The sequence below is a fragment of the Pseudoalteromonas aquimarina genome, from assembly GCF_049257255.1.
Classification (GTDB): domain Bacteria; phylum Pseudomonadota; class Gammaproteobacteria; order Enterobacterales; family Alteromonadaceae; genus Pseudoalteromonas.
The window spans coordinates 25,771-42,764 of sequence record NZ_JBMMUG010000007.1; the positions used below are offsets into that span (position 1 = coordinate 25,771).

Consider the following 16,994-nt stretch of genomic DNA (forward strand, 5'->3'; position numbering starts at 1 on the left):
TTGTTTCTTATTAAAATTTTAATGCAATGTATTTGGATTTTTCGGATTACTCAGTGACGGTGGACGCGACGATAACGCATTACCAAAGGTTTTGTTTGGTTTTGCAGACATGGTGAATTCAAGGGTGCCACCTGAGATAATATCGTCGTGCGTAATGTAACTGCGATTTAATGGTTTGCCATTAAGTGATACTTGGCTTACAAATTTGTTATCTGCTGATAGGTGCTTTGCAAGCACAGTAAATTGCTTTTTATTGGCAAGTTTTAAGGTGATTTTTGGCAGTTGTGGTGCACCGAGTGCATAACTTAAATCACCCGGAGCAACAGGGTAAAAACCCATCGCCGAAAAGATATACCATGCCGACATTTGCCCAACGTCGTCATTTCCTGCAAGGCCGTCAGGTTTGTCTGATGATAGGGTATCCATAATTTGGCGGATGCGCGCTTGTGTTCGCCATGGCTTACCTGCGTAATTATATAAATAAGCAATATGATGGCTTGGCTCATTACCATGAGCGTATTGGCCAATTAAACCCGCAATGTCTTCATGTTCTTTAATCTTTTCATAGGCAAGCTCAGTTTCAAAAAGCTCATCAAGGCGTGCAATAAAGGCTTTGTCGCCACCTTTTAAGTTAATTAAACCGTGCACATCTTGTGGCACATAAAAGCTGTATTGGTAGCTGTTGCCTTCGGTAAATGCGCCCATGTATTTCGCTTCTTGCGGGTCGAAATCTGGGTTCCAAGAACCATCTTTCATGCGCCCGCGCATAAATTTAACGCTTGGATCAAAGACATTTTGATAATACGTTGCACGCTCATAGTACTCAGCTGCAAGTTCATTATCGCCAAGTGCTGTTAAGAACTGGCCAATGGCATAATCGTCGTAAGCGTATTCAAGGGTGATCGAGGTTGATTCGGGTAACACATCAAGTGGCACATAGCCATAGTGTTTGTATTCAGGAATGGCATCGTAATGCGGGTGGTTTGCGGTTGCTAATATCGCTTCTTTAGCAAGGGAAACATCAAAATCACGAATCCCTTTTAGGTAAGCGTCGGCAATAACCGACACCGCATGATAGCCAATCATGGTCCAAGTTTCGTGGCCGTGGAATGACCAAATAGGCAGCATTTTGTCATAACTTTGCTGGTAATGATCAAGCATTGAGGCAATCATGTCAGATACTTTGTCTGGCTCGACATACGTTAGTAGCGGATGAAGTGCGCGGTAGGTATCCCAAAGCGAAAACAAGGTGTAATGGGTGTGATCTTTTGCTTGGTGAATTTCACCATCAACACCACGGTACTGGCCGTTGACGTCTTGATACACACTTGGTGCTTGCAACGCATGATAAACCGAGGTGAAAAACTGACGTTTTTGTGAAAGTGAGCCTTCAATTTCAAATTTATCGAGGGATTTATGCCAAACATCGTCTGCTTGCTTTACCACTTTATCGAAATTCCAATGGGGAATTTCACTGTTTAAATTTTCTAGGGCATTGGATTTGCTCACCGCAGAAATACCCACCTTAACCAATAGCGGGTTGCCTTTTAAATTATCAAAATCAGCAACGACTTTAAGGGCTTTACCTGCGGCTTCAGGAATTTTGTAATTAACAATGGTTGATGGCTTTTTACCGCTTCCTTCACTTAAACAACCATTACAGCGATAACGGCTGTTATCGAGATTAATCAGTTCAATGTCTTTAAAGGGCTTTGAAAACTCGATAGCAAAGTACATTTGACGATTGTTCGCCCAACCATTGGTTGCACGGTAAGCCAAGATAGTGCGGTCGTTGATAACGCGCACATCACTCCAAATTACTTTGTTTTTAAAGTTATATATGCCATGGGTTAAATCGAGCAGCACGCTGCCTTTATCATGCTCTTTAAAGGTGTATTTATGCATGCCAACACGTGTGGTGGCGGTTAGCTCGGCATTAATCTTGTAGTCTTCAAGCAATACTTGGTAATAGCCAGGTTTGGCACTTTCGTTTTGATGGCTAAAGCGCGAGCGGTATCCTGCATCGGGGTTTTTGGCTGTGCCCGCGTCTAATTTGACCTCTCCTGTAATAGGCATCATCAGTAAATCACCTAAATCAGAATGCCCTGTGCCACTAAAATGAGTGTGAGAGAAGCCAACAATGGTGGTGTCATCATAGTGATAACCCGCACAGCGTTTATAAATTTCGGGTTGAGGGTCGATACCGCGAAACACCGAATCGGTATCAGGACTTAACTGCACCATGCCAAAGGGTACAACGGCTCCTGGAAATGTATGACCGTCACCACCAGTGCCAATAAAGGGGTCTACATATTGGGTATTTGCCGATACAACAGGGATTGTCAGCATCATTGCGCCGCTTGCAAACAGAGAAAAAGCGGTATTTTTTGTACGTTGCCAGTGCTGGCTTATTGTTTTCATTGTGTGCCTCATGCCGAAATAAAACAAAAATGGAACGTTCCAATTTTAATTTGAATATACTGATCAGTTTGTTAGAATACAAGCCATAATAATGAAATTTATAGCTGGTAAGCTGAGTGGTAAATCACACCTCCTCATTAAATAAATCACTAAAAGCGTCCCCTCAACAGGATAAAAAATCCGTTACAGTTCATGATGTTGCCCGCGTTGCTGGGGTGTCTAAATCAACTGTATCGTTAGTTTTACGCGGCAGTGAAAAAGCAAGTGCGAAAGCAAAAGACAAAGTGCTAAAGGCGATTGAAGAAACCGGTTATGTGTATAACCGAGATGCGGCTGCCATGCGCAGTAAATCATCGGACTTAGTGGCCATTGTTATAAACGATTTAACCAACCCCTATTCGGCGAAATTGGCGGTGGCGCTTGAAAAACATGTGCGTCAGCTGGGGCTAATGGCAACGCTAGTTAACACCAGTGAAGATGTCGAAACCCAAACGCAAATTGTTGCCAAGTTAAAAGAATATCGCGTTAAAGCCTTTATTATCTGTCCTGCGCCGAATACTGAAGCACAGTGGCTTGAAGAGCTGCAAACTATGCAAACCCAAGTGGTGAGCATTATGCGTCAAGTAAGCGGCAGCACCATACCCTGCGTACTTCCTGACAATGAAAAGGGGGTTTACACCGCCACCAAAGCACTAATAAAACGCGGCCATAAACAAATTGCGTTTATTGGAGGTGATGATGCGATTTCGGATTATCATCAACGATTATTAGGTTTTAACAACGCTATTAATGAACACTCAGATGTAAGCTCTTGGGTATTTAATAGTGCGACTAACCGCCAAGGCGGACGATTGGCGATGTCGATGTGCTTAGAAAAAGTACCTTCAATTGAATCGGTTATGTGTTTTAACGATATTGTGGCTTATGGCGTGATGGAATATTTAGCCGAGCAAAATATTAAACCGGGGCGTGATATTGGCGTCATTGGTTTTGATGATTTGGACGACTCAAAACTAATGAGTGTGCCACTAAGTACAGTAAAAATTGACGCGGACAATATAGCCAAAGCGGTGTGCGAAATTTTAAAAGGCGATAAGTCGGAAAGTTTAAAACAAGTGCCAGTAGCGCTGATTGAACGCGACTCATAGCCATTAATCACTAGCTTAAATTTAATGTACGCGCCAAATAGCTTGGCGCGCATTTATAACTTAAATTAAGTTGATATTACCTGTTTGCACTAAGGTTACATTAGCGGCGCTATTGGTTTTAACAAGTACATGGCAGTTTTTTAAACCTTTGGTTGAAAAGGCGATAGTGTTATTAGCGGTGCTCAAGTCTTCTACTTTATCATCGCAACGTAGCTGTGCGTTTGACACTTTGCCTTGGTTTACTGTAATTTCACCTTCAGATAAAAACACCTTTCTAAAAAACGGCGCATCATTAGCGATTTGTTTTTGAGTAGCTTGTGTTTTATTCGACACAATACCGTGTTGAATATCGCTAACGTATTGCTCATGTAACTCATCGGTATTAACTGCGGTACTTTTTAATACAGTTTCTAATTTATTTAATGCGAAACTTGCCATTTGGTAGTTCTGATCACGATTAAACCAGTGAATAGCACTTTTTAACGCGGCAACTGACAGCTCTGCTGGTAAGTTTTGTGCTGTATTAAAGACGCCCATCATTGCCATATCGTAATCTGCCCATTCGCTGTGTTTGTAGAAAACACGGCTTTTAAGCCAATAATATAAGGCTTGCTCTGCATCGGTTTTTACTAGCGATTTTAACTGGTTAGCAATTGCTGTTTTAAGCTGCGCTACAGAACTTGTTGTTATGCTTTGTTCAATTTGCGCATAGCTTTGATAAAACGATTTACTCGTATGTAAGTTTGATGATTTATTTGCAGCAATAAACACGGTATTACTTACATGAGATGCAGGCTGTTTACGTAATTGTTTTTCGATTTGTTTGCTTAGGTTTTTTGAAACATCGCTAAATTCAGACTGATCTAAAATATCAATGTTGGTGATATTACCTGATGCATCCACTACATAATTTACATAAGCCCAACCCTGGCTGTTATTTTGTTTAGTTAGTGTGGTTTTTGCTAAAACACCATTTGCACTTAAGCAAATTACCGCAAGAATAATCGATTTTAACGTTGTCATAATAAAATCCAGGGTGATTAATTTTTGCGCAATATAATAGTGTTCAGACCAGTTTAAAAGGACAAATAACCCTGCTGTTTACAAATTGATACATTAGCTACTATTTCTAATACTAAAGTTTGTGTTGATTATAATTTGAACGCTTCCGACTAGGTTGTTGATGCGTTTATTGCAATAAAGGCTGAACTAGCATAGAAGCATGAGTAGGGCTACTAAATAGCCCTTTCAGTTAAGCGGGGTTATTTGCTAAACGCTGTTTTGCCAAATGTGGGTTAATAAACTGACTTAATACCAGTGAACAAAACGCAAGCACAGCACCAAAATAAAATACTAATGAATTATCGTAAAGCCACACTAAGCCAAAACTTGCTGGAATAATTACCGCAGCAATATGGTTGATGGTGAAACTTACGCCAGCGGTTGCGGCAATGTCTTCAGGGCGAGCGATTTTTTGGAAGTAGGTTTTTATCGCAATTGCCATAGCAAAAAAGATATGGTCAATCACATATAACACAGCAGCGCCGGTTGCACTTTCAACAATAGCATAACCAATAAACACAAAGATTAGGCCAATATATTCGATTGATAAGGCGCGCTGCTCGCCAATCTTACCGATCATTTTGCCAATTTTTGGTGCAATAAATATATTCAGTAAGTGGTTGAGCATATAAAGTGCAGAGATTTCAGCAACGCCATAGCCAAATTTTTCTACCATTAAAAAACCAGCAAACACCATAAAAATTTGACGTCTTGCACCTGAGAAAAAAGTGAGTAAATAAAAGAGGGTATACTCTTTTCTTAAAATCAGTTTTTTATGCTGCGAAGTATGTTGTTGAAACTCTGGGTGAGATAACCACAACCAAAGAGTAGCAAGTAAGCCAATGCTGCCAACAAACAAATAAACAAACTGATATGAAGTTGCCATAAAGGTAAACAAGAACCAAATAATGGCAAACGCACACAGTGACGCAATTGATTTGATAGACATTAGTTTTCCGAGCTTTTCAGGCGCTTCGTCTTTACAAAACCACTGTAAGCTAAGTGATTGATTAATTGTTTCATAATAATGGAATCCAATCGACATCAGCACTGTGGTTGCGTACAAACCATAAACGGTGGGAAATAGCCCAGTAAGTGCTACACCAATTACTAAAAGTGCGAGGGAGATAAGTGCAAAGGTTTGCTCTTTTAACACCAGTAAGACAAACACTGCAGTAAAGGCAAGAAACCCTGGTATCTCCCGAAGTGACTGCAACATACCTATGTTAGCGCCGTTAAAATTAGCTGCTTCTATTGCAAAGTTATTTAACAACGCATTCCACGCTGAAAAGGTAAATGCCATTACTGCACCCGCAATAGCTAAAAAGCTAAAAGGGCTGGCTTTATAAGATTTAATAGCGTTAAGCAAAGTGACGCTCCTGTCGGTTTTGAATAAGAACGCTAAAAGTGTAAAACAGTAATACTTTGTCATGTTATCGAATATATGACATTCTATTTATAAAATCAGACAAGATTATAATGCTCGTTAATGAACCAATGGCGCTCAACCCCTTCTCGCTTTAAAAAGAAAACCCTTGGCAGACCAGTGTTGCCAAGAGCGACCAATATGCCGCCGTGGGAGCATGTAAAAACCCATCAGCATACTTGGGGGCAGCTAGCGTATACCAGTAATGGTGTACTCACTCTTTTTACCCCCGAAGGAAAATTTATTATTCCGCCGCAACAGGCGCTTTGGTTGCCACCCGGGCTTGAGCATGAAAGTTTTTGTCGCTATGGCGGCAAGTTTCGCAGTGTCTATATTGATGCGAAATATACCGAGCGGTTAGGCAATGTTGCCAAATCAATTGAAGTAGACAGTGTGCTCCGTGCGCTTATTTTAGAGATCTGCACGTGGCAAGATGATTATCAATTAGATGATAAAACTCAGCGTTTTATTGATGTGTTTATTGACCGTATTGAACTTGCCAAAGAAACTAACTTTGTGATGCCGCTAAGTGAAGATGTTCGCTTAATGCCAATTATTAGTGAGCTTTTAGCCAATCCTGGAAACAAACTGACCATAGAAGAGTGGGGTGAAAAGGTGGGTGCATCAAGCCGTACGCTCAGTCGTTTGTTCAATAAGCAAATGAATATGGGCTTTTCGCAGTGGAAACAAAAGCTTAAAGCATTTAAAGCGGTAGAGTTATTAGAAGCAGGGTATCGTCAGCAAGATATTGCACATGAACTCGGCTTTGAATCGGTGTCGGCATTCAATACTGCGTTTAAACATTATTTTGGCGTCGCACCCAACGCGTATGTTAAAGCGCAACATAAATAATTTCATTGAATACCTGCAAATGGTTTAGATAGCTGGGCAAGACTAGAAGCTAGAGAAAAGGCTTGAATAAAAGGATTACGTGTGTAATCCTAACTCTGGGAATTACATTTGTAATTAAAAGGATGTATATGAAACAACTTGTACTTTTATCTTTTTTGTTATTAACCGCATGCGTAAATACACAACTGCATTTAGTAACAAAAGGGTATTCAAAAAGTGAAGTCGCTACGCTTAAAACCAGTCTGAGTGAACATTTGGAAAATCAAAAAATAGATGTGGTGTTAAGTGAGATTGTGATCCCCGCGAATTTCCCGAATGCGACGTTGGCCTTAAACCCTACTTATAATCAACCAGAGATAATTGCTCGCCTTGATAATTGGCTCGTTGCTAACGGACATAAAACATCACAAGAATTTCGCTTTAGTGAAGGCAACCATTATTATTCAAAAGCCCATTTAGGGCTGTACTTACGTAAACCAGGTACCGAGAGACAAGTTGACCTGCCACCTTATTTACGCACACAGTATTGCGATGTTGCTGACGGTACACTCGCGCTTAATAAAGATGGTCAAGCGGTTTTAGAATACGAACTAATTGGCGATGGCGGCGATAAAATCGACACACTTAGCGGCCAATGGTTTTTTGCTGATAATCATCTTACAGTCGATTTTAAAAATTTACGCCAAACTTTTAAGTTGGCAAAGGAAGAAAAACAAACACATTTAGGACCACGCCCTGCAGATGTGTATAACCCCACAAAACAACTTGCGCAAAAGCACATTTTAAACTGTGAATTCTTGATTATTTATATGAATTAACTTTACTTTGGCAATTATTTTAATGCCATGCTTGCACTTGCAAAAAACATATCGACCTTTTTACATCTCCTATCACAGTTTCTTATAAATAAAAGTGTCCGCTGCGGACACTTTTACTGTCCGCGGACAGACATTTACTTCCTGAAAAATATCTAAACAACTGAAATTATTGCTTTTTTAAAATTGGCACACAACTGGTATTTATTCTTGGTAATTCACGATTAAGGAAGAAGACAATGGTTTTAGTGTCCAGTTTTTTTATAGTGCCGATGCTGATGTTAGCGGCTTCATTATTGATCCGTGTTTTTGAACACAATTTTAGTATGTAAGGAATTAAGATGATCAGAGATACCAGCGGACAAGATCAGGTTATTAAGCAAAAATCGAATTTTGTAAAACCTGTTTTGCTTTTAACAGCGGTACTTGCAGTTGTGACATGGACAGGTTTTGCGATGATCAACTCAGAAAGTGCAACTATTTCAGTAAATAAAGCACAGTTAAAATTGGCTACGGTAGTGAAAGGCGACTTAGTACGTGATATTTCCGCTACAGGTAAAATTGTTGCGGCCAATGCACCAAAAGCTTATAGCCCTGAGCAAGGCTTTGTTACGTTAAAGGTTAAAGCCGGTGATACTGTGGAAAAAGGCCAAGTAATTGCTGAAGTTGAAAGCCCAGAGCTTAATAACAATCTGAAACAGCAAGAATCTGAGCTAGCTAGGTTAAAAGGCGAGCTTGCAAGAAGCGAACTCGATGCCCGTCGCCAAGCGCTGGCACTTACAAAAACCTTAGATTTAGCGCAAGTTGAACTTAACGCAGCTGAAAGAGAAAATCGCCGCGCTAAAATCTCGATTGAAAAACGCTTAATTAGCCAAATTGATTTAGAAAAAGCAGTAGACGACCTTGCCAAGGCAAAACTCACTTTTAAACATGCCGAGCAAGAAGTGGCTCTTGCAAAAGACACCTTAGCGTTTGAGCTGCAATCTGCCAAAAGTCAGGTTGTACGCCAACAATTGGTTGTGGATGAATTGATGCGTCAGGTAACTAACCTCAGTGTAAAAGCCAGTGTATCAGGGATTGTGGGTAACTTACTGGTGCAGCCAAAAGCGCTGGTCAATAAGAACCAAGCATTACTTACCTTGGTTGATTTGTCTGCCTTTGAAGCTGAGCTGCAAGTACCTGAAAGTTATGCCAATGACTTAGGCATAGGCATGGAAGTAGAACTTAAAATTGGTTTAGAGCAAATTAAAGGCACGCTGTCTGCGATTTCACCAGAAGTGAACAACCGTGAAGTCACCACACGTGTTCGTTTTACCAAAAATGATATTAGCAATATTCGCCAAAATCAGCGTTTATCCGGGCGTATTTTACTTGAAAACCGTGATGACGTGTTGATGGTAAAGCGCGGTGGTTTTCTTAACGCAGGTGGCTATGTTGCTTACAAAGTTAACGGTGATATTGCAGAGCGCATTGAGATTAATACCGGTGTAACCAGCATTAACAACGTAGAAATTCTGGCAGGCCTAAAAACCGGTGATCAAATCATCATTTCAAATTACGACACATTTAAAAATGCAGATGCAATTTTACTGCGCTAAGCGGTGCATCAAATCAACAGGATAAAAAGGGAAACAACATGTTAAAAATGAATAATATTAGCAAGGTGTATCAAACAGAAATGGTACAAACGCATGCGCTTAGAGACTTTAATTTAAACGTAGAAGAAGGCGAGTTTATTGCGGTTACAGGGCCGTCAGGCTCAGGTAAAACCACCTTTTTAAATATAGCAGGTATGTTAGAGCCGTTTTCAAGTGGCGAGTACTTACTGGATGGCATTGATGTCGGCAAACTTAACGACAACCAACGCGCCGACTTACGTAACCAAAAAATTGGTTTTATTTTTCAGGGCTTTAACTTAATTCCAGACCTTAATTTATATGAAAATGTTGAAGTGCCACTGCGCTATCGTGGCATTAAAGCGGCTGAGCGTAAGCGCCGCATTGAACAATGCTTAGAGCAAGTAGGCCTTGCAAGCCGTGCTAAGCACTTACCGCAACAACTCTCTGGGGGGCAGCAGCAGCGTGTCGCTATTGCACGGGCGCTTGCTGGCGAACCCCGCTTTTTACTTGCCGATGAACCTACCGGTAATTTAGACAGTTTAATGGCGCGTCAAGTGATGGAGCTACTTGAGCAAATTAACCGTGATGGCGCCACCATTGTGATGGTAACGCACGATGCAGAGCTGGCTCGTCGTGCACCGCGCAATATTCAAGTAGTTGATGGTCAATTGGCTGATTTTACCTTGTATCAAGGTAACCCAAATGTGGCAGTGGGAGCGTAACCATGTTTAGCCATTATATTGATTTAAGTTGGCGTAGCTTTAAGCGCACGCCACTGGTAAGTGTGCTGATGGTAATGGCAATCGCCATTGGTATTGGCGTTACCATGACCAGTTTGTCGGTGTATCACATGATGTCGATGGACCCCATCCCAAATAAAAGTAATAAGCTGTTTGCAGTGCAATTACAAATTATGGATGAGGTTGAAACATGGTTTTCATCTGACAACGTGCCATATCAACTGACTTATCGAGATACTGAGCACCTACTTAATGCCGATTTACCATACAAGCGCGCTGCGCTGATGAAAACTGGTTTTTCGGTACATTTAAATTCTGACAAAATTAAGCCTTTTTTAGAAACTGCACGTGTTACATCGCGTGACGCCTTTGAGATGTTTAATTTATCGTTTTTGCATGGCGCCGCTTGGAGCCTTGAGCAAGAACAAAATGCAGCGCCAGTAGCGGTTATTTCAGAAAGTATGAGCAAAAAGCTATTTGGCACCGAAAACAGTGTCGGTGAAACACTTTATCTTGATGACTTAAGTATGCGAGTTGTTGGGGTTATTCAAGATTGGCAGGTACATGTTAAATATTATGATTTAAACAATGGCCCGTTTAACGACCCTGAAAAAATCTTTATTCCGTTTTCGTTAATAAAAGCGCACGAAATCAATACGTGGGGTAATACCAACGGCTGGAAGCATGAGACGGTTAAAACCTTCAGTGATAAATTAAATTCTGAAAAAGTATGGTTACAGTTTTGGATACAGCTTGATAGCGCAGCAGAAAAACAGGCATTTGGTGACTATCTAACTAATTACATTACAGAGCAACAAAGCCATGGCCGTTTTAATCGCAAAGAGCCTGAGTACAAATTAAGAGACGTTAACCAATGGATTGCCTACATGGAAGTGGTTAACGAAGACAATAAAATTATGGTAGCGCTAAGCTTTATGTTTTTAGCCGTGTGCCTTGCCAATATTTTAGGTTTGTTACTGGCTAAGTTTTTACGCCGAGCGCCTGAAGTAGGTGTGCGCCGTGCACTTGGTGCAAGCAAGCGGCAAGTATTCTATCAACACATTGTTGAAGTGGGCATGTTAGGTTTGTTTGGTGGTGTGCTGGGTATTTTAGTGGCACAACTTGGCTTACTGGGTATTCGCCAAAGTTATAGCTACTACGAAAGCCTAGCTAATATGGACATCAGCATGCTAATGACGGCACCCATTATTGCCATTTCAGCCTGTATTATCGCGGGTATTTACCCAGCATGGCTGGTGTGTAGAACCACACCGTCTACCTACTTAAAAACCCAATAAGGAGTGCACCATGTTAGAAATTAAACCAATTTTCAATGCACTGCTTCGCTCAAAAGTAGGTGCGGTACTGCTATTAATTCAAATTGCAATTACCACAGCAATTGTTAGTAATGCGGCATTTATTATTAACGATCGCATAAACTATTTAAATCAACCAACCGGTTACGAAGAAGACAATATCTTTAAATTTAATGTGATGATGTTTGGCACCGATGTTGATTTAATTCAACAGGTTGAACTTGATGAGCAAACACTTCGTCAAATGCCCGGTGTGGTAGATGCGGTGCATATTAATGCTGTGCCTTTATCAGGTGGGGGATCATCAACCACATTTCGTTTGAAGCCAGCACCTGAAAAAGCAAAAACAGATAACGCCAGTTATTTTGAAACCGATGAGCACGGCTTAAATGCACTCGGTGTTGAACTGATTGCTGGGCGTAACTTCACTCAAGAAGAAGTGGTGATAAATCGCGATTTTAGCAAACACCCGAATGTCGCATTAGCAACCAAAGCACTTATGGACGAGTTTTTCCCAAATGGTGATGGCCTTGGTAAAACCCTGTATATGGGCGATCAACCACTTAAGGTCGTTGGCATTATTGGAATGATGAAAGGGCCATGGTTAAAAATGGCAGAACGCAAAGATAAATCGGTGATTTTGCCATTGCTAGATCCAAGTAAGTTACAGCAATTTTTAGTGCGTACCGAGCCTGGACAACGTGCAAATGTGATGAAACAAATTGAAACGGTAATGCATCAAAACTACGCCAAACGTGTTATTCAAGATTTAACTGGCCTTGATAAGAAAAAAGCGAACTATGTTGCAGAAGATTTACTCATGATGCGCATGTTAGTAATTTTAATTAGCGTACTGGTACTGGTTACCGCGCTTGGTATCTTTGGTTTAACGCTGTTTAATATTAATAAGCGCACGAAACAAATCGGTACTCGTCGTGCATTGGGTGCCCGTAAGTCAGCCATTATTAAATACTTTGTGGTTGAAAACAGCCTGATCTGCATTGCTGGGTTAGTTCTAGGTGTGTGTGGCGCAGTCTTTTTAGGGCAGCAGTTAATGGCACACTATTCTGTACCAGCGCTATCTTATTGGTATGTAGCAGTAACCGCGGTAGCTGTGTTTGCAATGAGTTTGCTTGCTGTAATTGGGCCTGCAAAGCGCGCTGCGAATATTGCACCAAGTATTGCAACCCGAACGATTTAACGCTTACTTAAAAGTTCATGCTACACTGGCAAACGTTGGTGTAGCATGAATAATAAAAAGAAAAACAAATGGATAAAATTCTCGTCATTGATGATAACCCCGCTGTACTTGAAGCATTGTCACTTATTTTAGAGATCCATGGTTACGATGTGGTCACCGCGTCAACGCCTTTTGAAGCCGAGCAAATTGTACGATATCAACGTATTAGTTTGGCAATTCAAGATATGAACTTTACTGCCGACACCACCTCAGGTGAGGAAGGGCGGACTTTGTTTTATGCACTAAGGGCGCTAAATCCGCATTTACCCATTATTTTAATTACCGCATGGACAGAGCTTGAAACCGCCATTGAATTAGTCAAAGCAGGCGCAGCAGATTACATTGCTAAACCGTGGGATGATACCAAGCTTTTAACCAGTGTTGCCAACCTCATTGAACTTGGTAAAGCCAAACAAGACAACGCCACCTTTACACGCCAGCAAGATGAGCGCGAATCACATCATCAAGATGCCAATCTGGCAGGCCTTATTTTTGCCAGCACCGCAATGGAGCGTGTGGTGGACATGGCGTTACAACTGGCTAAATCCGATGTGTCGGTATTAATTACTGGGCCAAATGGCAGTGGTAAAGAGCGCATTGCAGAGATTATTCAACTGAACTCCAATTTAGCCGCACAGCCATTTGTAAAAGTTAACGCAGGGGCGCTGCCAAGCGACTTGATTGAAGCGGAATTATTTGGCGCAGAAGCAGGTGCGTACACGGGGGCAAACAAACAACGAATAGGGCGGTTTGAAGCGGCAGACGGCGGCACCTTATTTTTAGATGAAATTGGTAACTTACCCCCATCAGGGCAAATGAAACTGCTGCGTGTGTTGCAAAGTGGCGAATTTGAACGCTTGGGCTCAGTTGCAACGCAAAAAGTGCAAGTACGGGTTATTTCAGCAACCAATGCAGATTTACTGTCTGATATTAAAGCGGGGCGCTTTCGCGAAGATTTGTATTATCGCCTTAATGTTATTGAACTGCGCTTACCGCCACTTTGTGAACGTAAAGATGATATTTTGCCGCTGATTAAACACTTTTTACCGGCCCGTGAAATTGGCATTGCAACAGAGCAAGCACTACTTGATTATTCATGGCCTGGTAATGTGCGCGAACTAGAAAACGCTTGTAAACGTGCTGCGGTATTAAACCCTAATGGCCAGTTAGTGTTTAACGATTTTGGCTTATTAGAAAGCCAAGCTAAAGCGCAGGTAAAAGAGAATAAAGAACCCAATAAAGCTGAGATTGAAGATGCAATGCGTGAATATCAGGGCGTAATTGCCAAAGTTGCGCGCCATTTTGGCTTGTCTCGCCAAGCACTTTATCGCCGCCTGCAAAAATTCGATATAGATTATTAGCCACTATGAAAAAACACCTATCAAAGCTTACTACCCGCACTAAATTACAATTGGCTGTTGTAATGAGTATTGCATTGGTATTAATACCCGTTTTGTTATTGCTAAATGCAACAAGCACGCAAACCATAGTGGCGTTAATCATTGCCCTGCCAGTTGGCTGGGTGGTAAGTGGGCTATTAACGCAATCGGTTAACTCAGGTATACAAGCGTTAGAGACAGGTTTACTTAATTTTAAAGACGGTGAATTTTCAAGCTTACTTGCCTATAGCGCACAGGATGAACTAGGTCATTTGTGCCAAATATATAACCAAACAGCGGAGCAACTTAGGCAAGAAAAACAGTGGATCTATCAACGGGAATTAATGCTTGATAAAGTACTGCAATCGTCACCGCAGGCATTGGTGTTAATTGATAGTACAGATCATGTTGTGTTTAGCAATTTAAGTGCAAACCGTTTATTTGCCAGTGACTTAAGACTAGAAGGGCTAACACGTGACGCCCTTTACCAAACGGCACATGAGCAAATTAAACAAGCAATGGAATCGGGTCGTGATGGTTTATTTCATTTAAAACACGACTCAGATGAAGTACAAACGTGGCACCTCTCTACCGGCCAGTTCTTGCTTAACAATCACCAGCATCACTTATACATTTTTAAGCAATTAACCCGCGAGTTAAGCCGACAAGAAGTGGCGGTTTGGAAAAAAGTAATACGCATTATTAGCCATGAATTAAACAATTCACTTGGCCCTATGTCGTCGTTGCTACACAGCGGCCAGTTATTGTCTCAAAACTTAGAAGAGCCAAGGCTTGGAAGGGTATTTTCGACAATGCAAGAACGCATCAGTCACTTAAACGAGTTTGTGCAAGGCTATGGTAAATTTGCCAAGTTACCTCAACCTAAATTAGAAAAGTTAGCATGGCAAACGTTACTTGAAAGTGTTGAGCAAGAATGGCCATTTGAGCTTGAAGGGCACTTACCAAAAACTCCCTGTTATGCAGATAAAATTCAACTGTCGCAGTTGCTGATTAATTTACTTAAAAATGCACATGAATCTGGCTCTCAGTTATCCGATATAACGATACAAATTGAAACGAAACAGTCAGGTACGCAAGCCGTTAAGCAAGCCGGAACATTAATCAGTGTGAGTGATGCAGGGCGCGGAATGAGTGAAACCGTGATGGCCAATGCGTTAGTGCCATTTTATTCCACCAAAGCAAGTGGTAGTGGCTTAGGGCTAGCGTTATGCCGCGAAATTGCTGAAGCGCATCACGGGCAACTGAGTTTACATAACCGTGGTGATGGTCAATCGGGTTTAGTGGTTAAAGTGTTTATTCCAAGCTAACAAAGGTTTTATAAGAAATAAGGCTAACCTATGGGTAAGCAGGGTTAGCCTTTTTGTTTTGTACTAAAGCTTTATTACCACACGGCCTGTAACTTGGCCGTTGGTAATGTCTTCGGCATACTTAATTGCGTCATCTAATGTAATTTCGGTGCATGCTTGTTCAAAGAAGCTATTTGGTAATAACTCAACCAGTTTTAGCCATGCATTTATGCGCTTTTCGGTTGGGCACATTACCGAATCAATGCCTTGTAAGCGGACATTGCGCAAAATAAATGGCATTACTGTGGTTGGTAAGTCAAATCCACCGGCAAGTCCGCAAGCTGCTACTGCGCCATTGTAGTCCATTTGTGCTAGCACTTTGGCAAGCACTTTACTGCCTACAGTATCGATTGCACCAGCCCACAGTTGTTTTTCAAGTGGGCGAGCAGGTTCTTCAAATTCGCTTCGCTCGATAATGCGAGTTGCGCCAAGCGCTTCTAACAGAGGGCCATTTTGTTCAATGCGACCTGTTACGGCAGCAACTTTAAAGCCCAACGTGGCAAGCAGCGATACGGCAACCGAGCCCACGCCACCACTTGCGCCTGTGACTAAAATTTCGCCTGAATCTGGTGTTAAGCCAGCATCTAATAGTGCTTGAACACAGAGCATAGAGGTTAAACCGGCGGTGCCTACCATCATCGCTTGTTTGCTGTTTAAGCCGATTGGTAACGGAACAAGCCAATCGGCTTTTAAACGCGCGCGTTCGGCCATGCCACCCCAATGGTTTTCGCCCACACCCCAACCAGTAAGCACTACATTATCTCCCGCTTTATATCGCGAATCTTGCGAGCTTATAACAGTGCCTGCCAAGTCAATGCCCGGCACCATTGGGAAGTTTCGGATGATTTTACCTTTACCGGTAATTGCCAAACCGTCTTTATAGTTAAGTGAGGAGTAATCAACATTGATTAACACATCACCTTCGGGCAGTTGCGTTTCATCAATTTGCTGAACGGTTGCAATTGTTTGCTTATCTTGTTGATTTAGAACGAGTGCATTAAACATTGTTAGTCTCCATTAAATGGCAGAGTATAAAAAGCTTAACTCAGTCTAGACTTAAATCATGCATGACTAAAATGACACTTTAGCAGTACAAAAGGATGCTTAACTAAAACAATAAGCCCGCTATTGCACTTATAAAAACGCTAGATGAAATAAAAAGGCTAACCTCGCGGTTAGCCTTTTAAATTAGCCAGCATTACCTAGCGTAACAGGTGCAGAGCTATACCCTTTAATTTCATTTAACAAATGCACTAAGGTGTTATGTGTGCTTTCTTTATCTGCAGTAACTGAAATCGCTGTAATCTCGCCATTGGCATCAAGGCGAGCCAAATTTATGGCAATAGATTGTGAGTCAATTTGCTTATTATTTAGCAGTACACGATTATCTTTGGTGATATGAAATTGCGGTGTAATTGTTTGCGTAAGTGCTGGTTTGTTTTCTGTAGCTCGGTTTAAATCAAGCGCAGTTGGCCGATTAAAGCTGGTGGTTACAATAAAAAAGATAAGCAGGATAAACACAATATCCAGCATAGGGTTCATATCTACTTCTGTTTTTTGCGTATGAGCGTTTTGTTTGGCCATAATTGACTCCTCATTGATTGTTATT

The 16,994-nt window shown here is 41.4% G+C and carries 14 protein-coding genes; 9 read left to right on the top strand and 5 right to left on the bottom strand.

The genetic code is table 11. The annotated features are described in order from the left end of the window. Positions 1-18: 18 nt before the first annotated feature. A complete protein-coding gene (locus AAEU29_RS16880; RefSeq protein WP_421974616.1) occupies positions 19-2,352 on the bottom strand; it encodes a GH92 family glycosyl hydrolase in 2,334 nt (777 codons plus the stop codon). 185 nt (positions 2,353-2,537) lie between these two features. On the opposite strand from AAEU29_RS16880, the gene AAEU29_RS16885 reads away from it, so the two are divergent. Further along, complete coding sequence (locus AAEU29_RS16885; RefSeq protein WP_421974399.1) at positions 2,538-3,569, top strand: LacI family DNA-binding transcriptional regulator; 1,032 nt, start codon at positions 2,538-2,540, stop codon at positions 3,567-3,569. A gap of 60 nt (positions 3,570-3,629) precedes the next feature. Here the strand turns inward: AAEU29_RS16885 and AAEU29_RS16890 are convergent, their stop codons facing one another. Together AAEU29_RS16890 and AAEU29_RS16895 are read right to left on the bottom strand one after the other, a co-directional pair. Further along, positions 3,630-4,592 carry a hypothetical protein gene (locus AAEU29_RS16890; RefSeq protein WP_421974400.1) on the bottom strand — a complete coding sequence of 321 codons (963 nt, stop codon included), beginning with the start codon at positions 4,590-4,592 and terminating at the stop codon, positions 3,630-3,632. A gap of 229 nt (positions 4,593-4,821) precedes the next feature. Further along, entirely contained in the window at positions 4,822-6,000 is a 1,179-nt protein-coding gene (locus AAEU29_RS16895; protein ID WP_421974401.1) for an MFS transporter, read from the bottom strand. Positions 6,001-6,120: 120 nt separating this feature from the next. Between AAEU29_RS16895 and AAEU29_RS16900 the strand changes: the two genes are divergently transcribed. The 8 genes from AAEU29_RS16900 (at position 6,121) to AAEU29_RS16935 (ending at position 15,346) form a co-directional block, all read left to right on the top strand. Continuing rightward, complete coding sequence (locus AAEU29_RS16900) at positions 6,121-6,909, top strand: AraC family transcriptional regulator (protein WP_421974402.1); 789 nt, start codon at positions 6,121-6,123, stop codon at positions 6,907-6,909. A gap of 128 nt (positions 6,910-7,037) precedes the next feature. After that, the gene (locus tag AAEU29_RS16905) at positions 7,038-7,727 is read left to right on the top strand and encodes a hypothetical protein (RefSeq protein ID WP_421974403.1); all 690 of its coding nucleotides are present in this window, start codon (positions 7,038-7,040) and stop codon (positions 7,725-7,727) included. A 338-nt stretch (positions 7,728-8,065) separates the two neighbouring features. Then, a complete protein-coding gene (locus tag AAEU29_RS16910; protein ID WP_421974404.1) occupies positions 8,066-9,322 on the top strand; it encodes an efflux RND transporter periplasmic adaptor subunit in 1,257 nt (418 codons plus the stop codon). Positions 9,323-9,360: 38 nt separating this feature from the next. Further along, a complete protein-coding gene (locus AAEU29_RS16915) occupies positions 9,361-10,065 on the top strand; it encodes an ABC transporter ATP-binding protein (protein ID WP_421974405.1) in 705 nt (234 codons plus the stop codon). A gap of 2 nt (positions 10,066-10,067) precedes the next feature. After that, positions 10,068-11,381, top strand: a complete 1,314-nt coding sequence (locus AAEU29_RS16920) for an ABC transporter permease (protein ID WP_421974406.1) — start codon at positions 10,068-10,070, stop codon at positions 11,379-11,381. A 10-nt stretch (positions 11,382-11,391) separates the two neighbouring features. Then, a complete protein-coding gene (locus AAEU29_RS16925) occupies positions 11,392-12,600 on the top strand; it encodes an ABC transporter permease (protein WP_421974407.1) in 1,209 nt (402 codons plus the stop codon). A 68-nt stretch (positions 12,601-12,668) separates the two neighbouring features. Then, complete coding sequence (locus AAEU29_RS16930) at positions 12,669-14,000, top strand: sigma-54-dependent transcriptional regulator (protein WP_421974408.1); 1,332 nt, start codon at positions 12,669-12,671, stop codon at positions 13,998-14,000. Between the two features lie 5 nt (positions 14,001-14,005). After that, complete coding sequence (locus AAEU29_RS16935) at positions 14,006-15,346, top strand: sensor histidine kinase (RefSeq protein WP_421974409.1); 1,341 nt, start codon at positions 14,006-14,008, stop codon at positions 15,344-15,346. A 63-nt stretch (positions 15,347-15,409) separates the two neighbouring features. On the opposite strand, the gene acuI is transcribed toward AAEU29_RS16935, so the two are convergent. Both acuI and AAEU29_RS16945 read right to left on the bottom strand, forming a co-directional pair. After that, a complete protein-coding gene (acuI, locus tag AAEU29_RS16940) occupies positions 15,410-16,390 on the bottom strand; it encodes an acrylyl-CoA reductase (NADPH) (protein WP_421974410.1) in 981 nt (326 codons plus the stop codon). 183 nt (positions 16,391-16,573) lie between these two features. Further along, a complete protein-coding gene (locus tag AAEU29_RS16945; RefSeq protein WP_421974411.1) occupies positions 16,574-16,969 on the bottom strand; it encodes an ExbD/TolR family protein in 396 nt (131 codons plus the stop codon). Positions 16,970-16,994 lie beyond the last annotated feature (25 nt).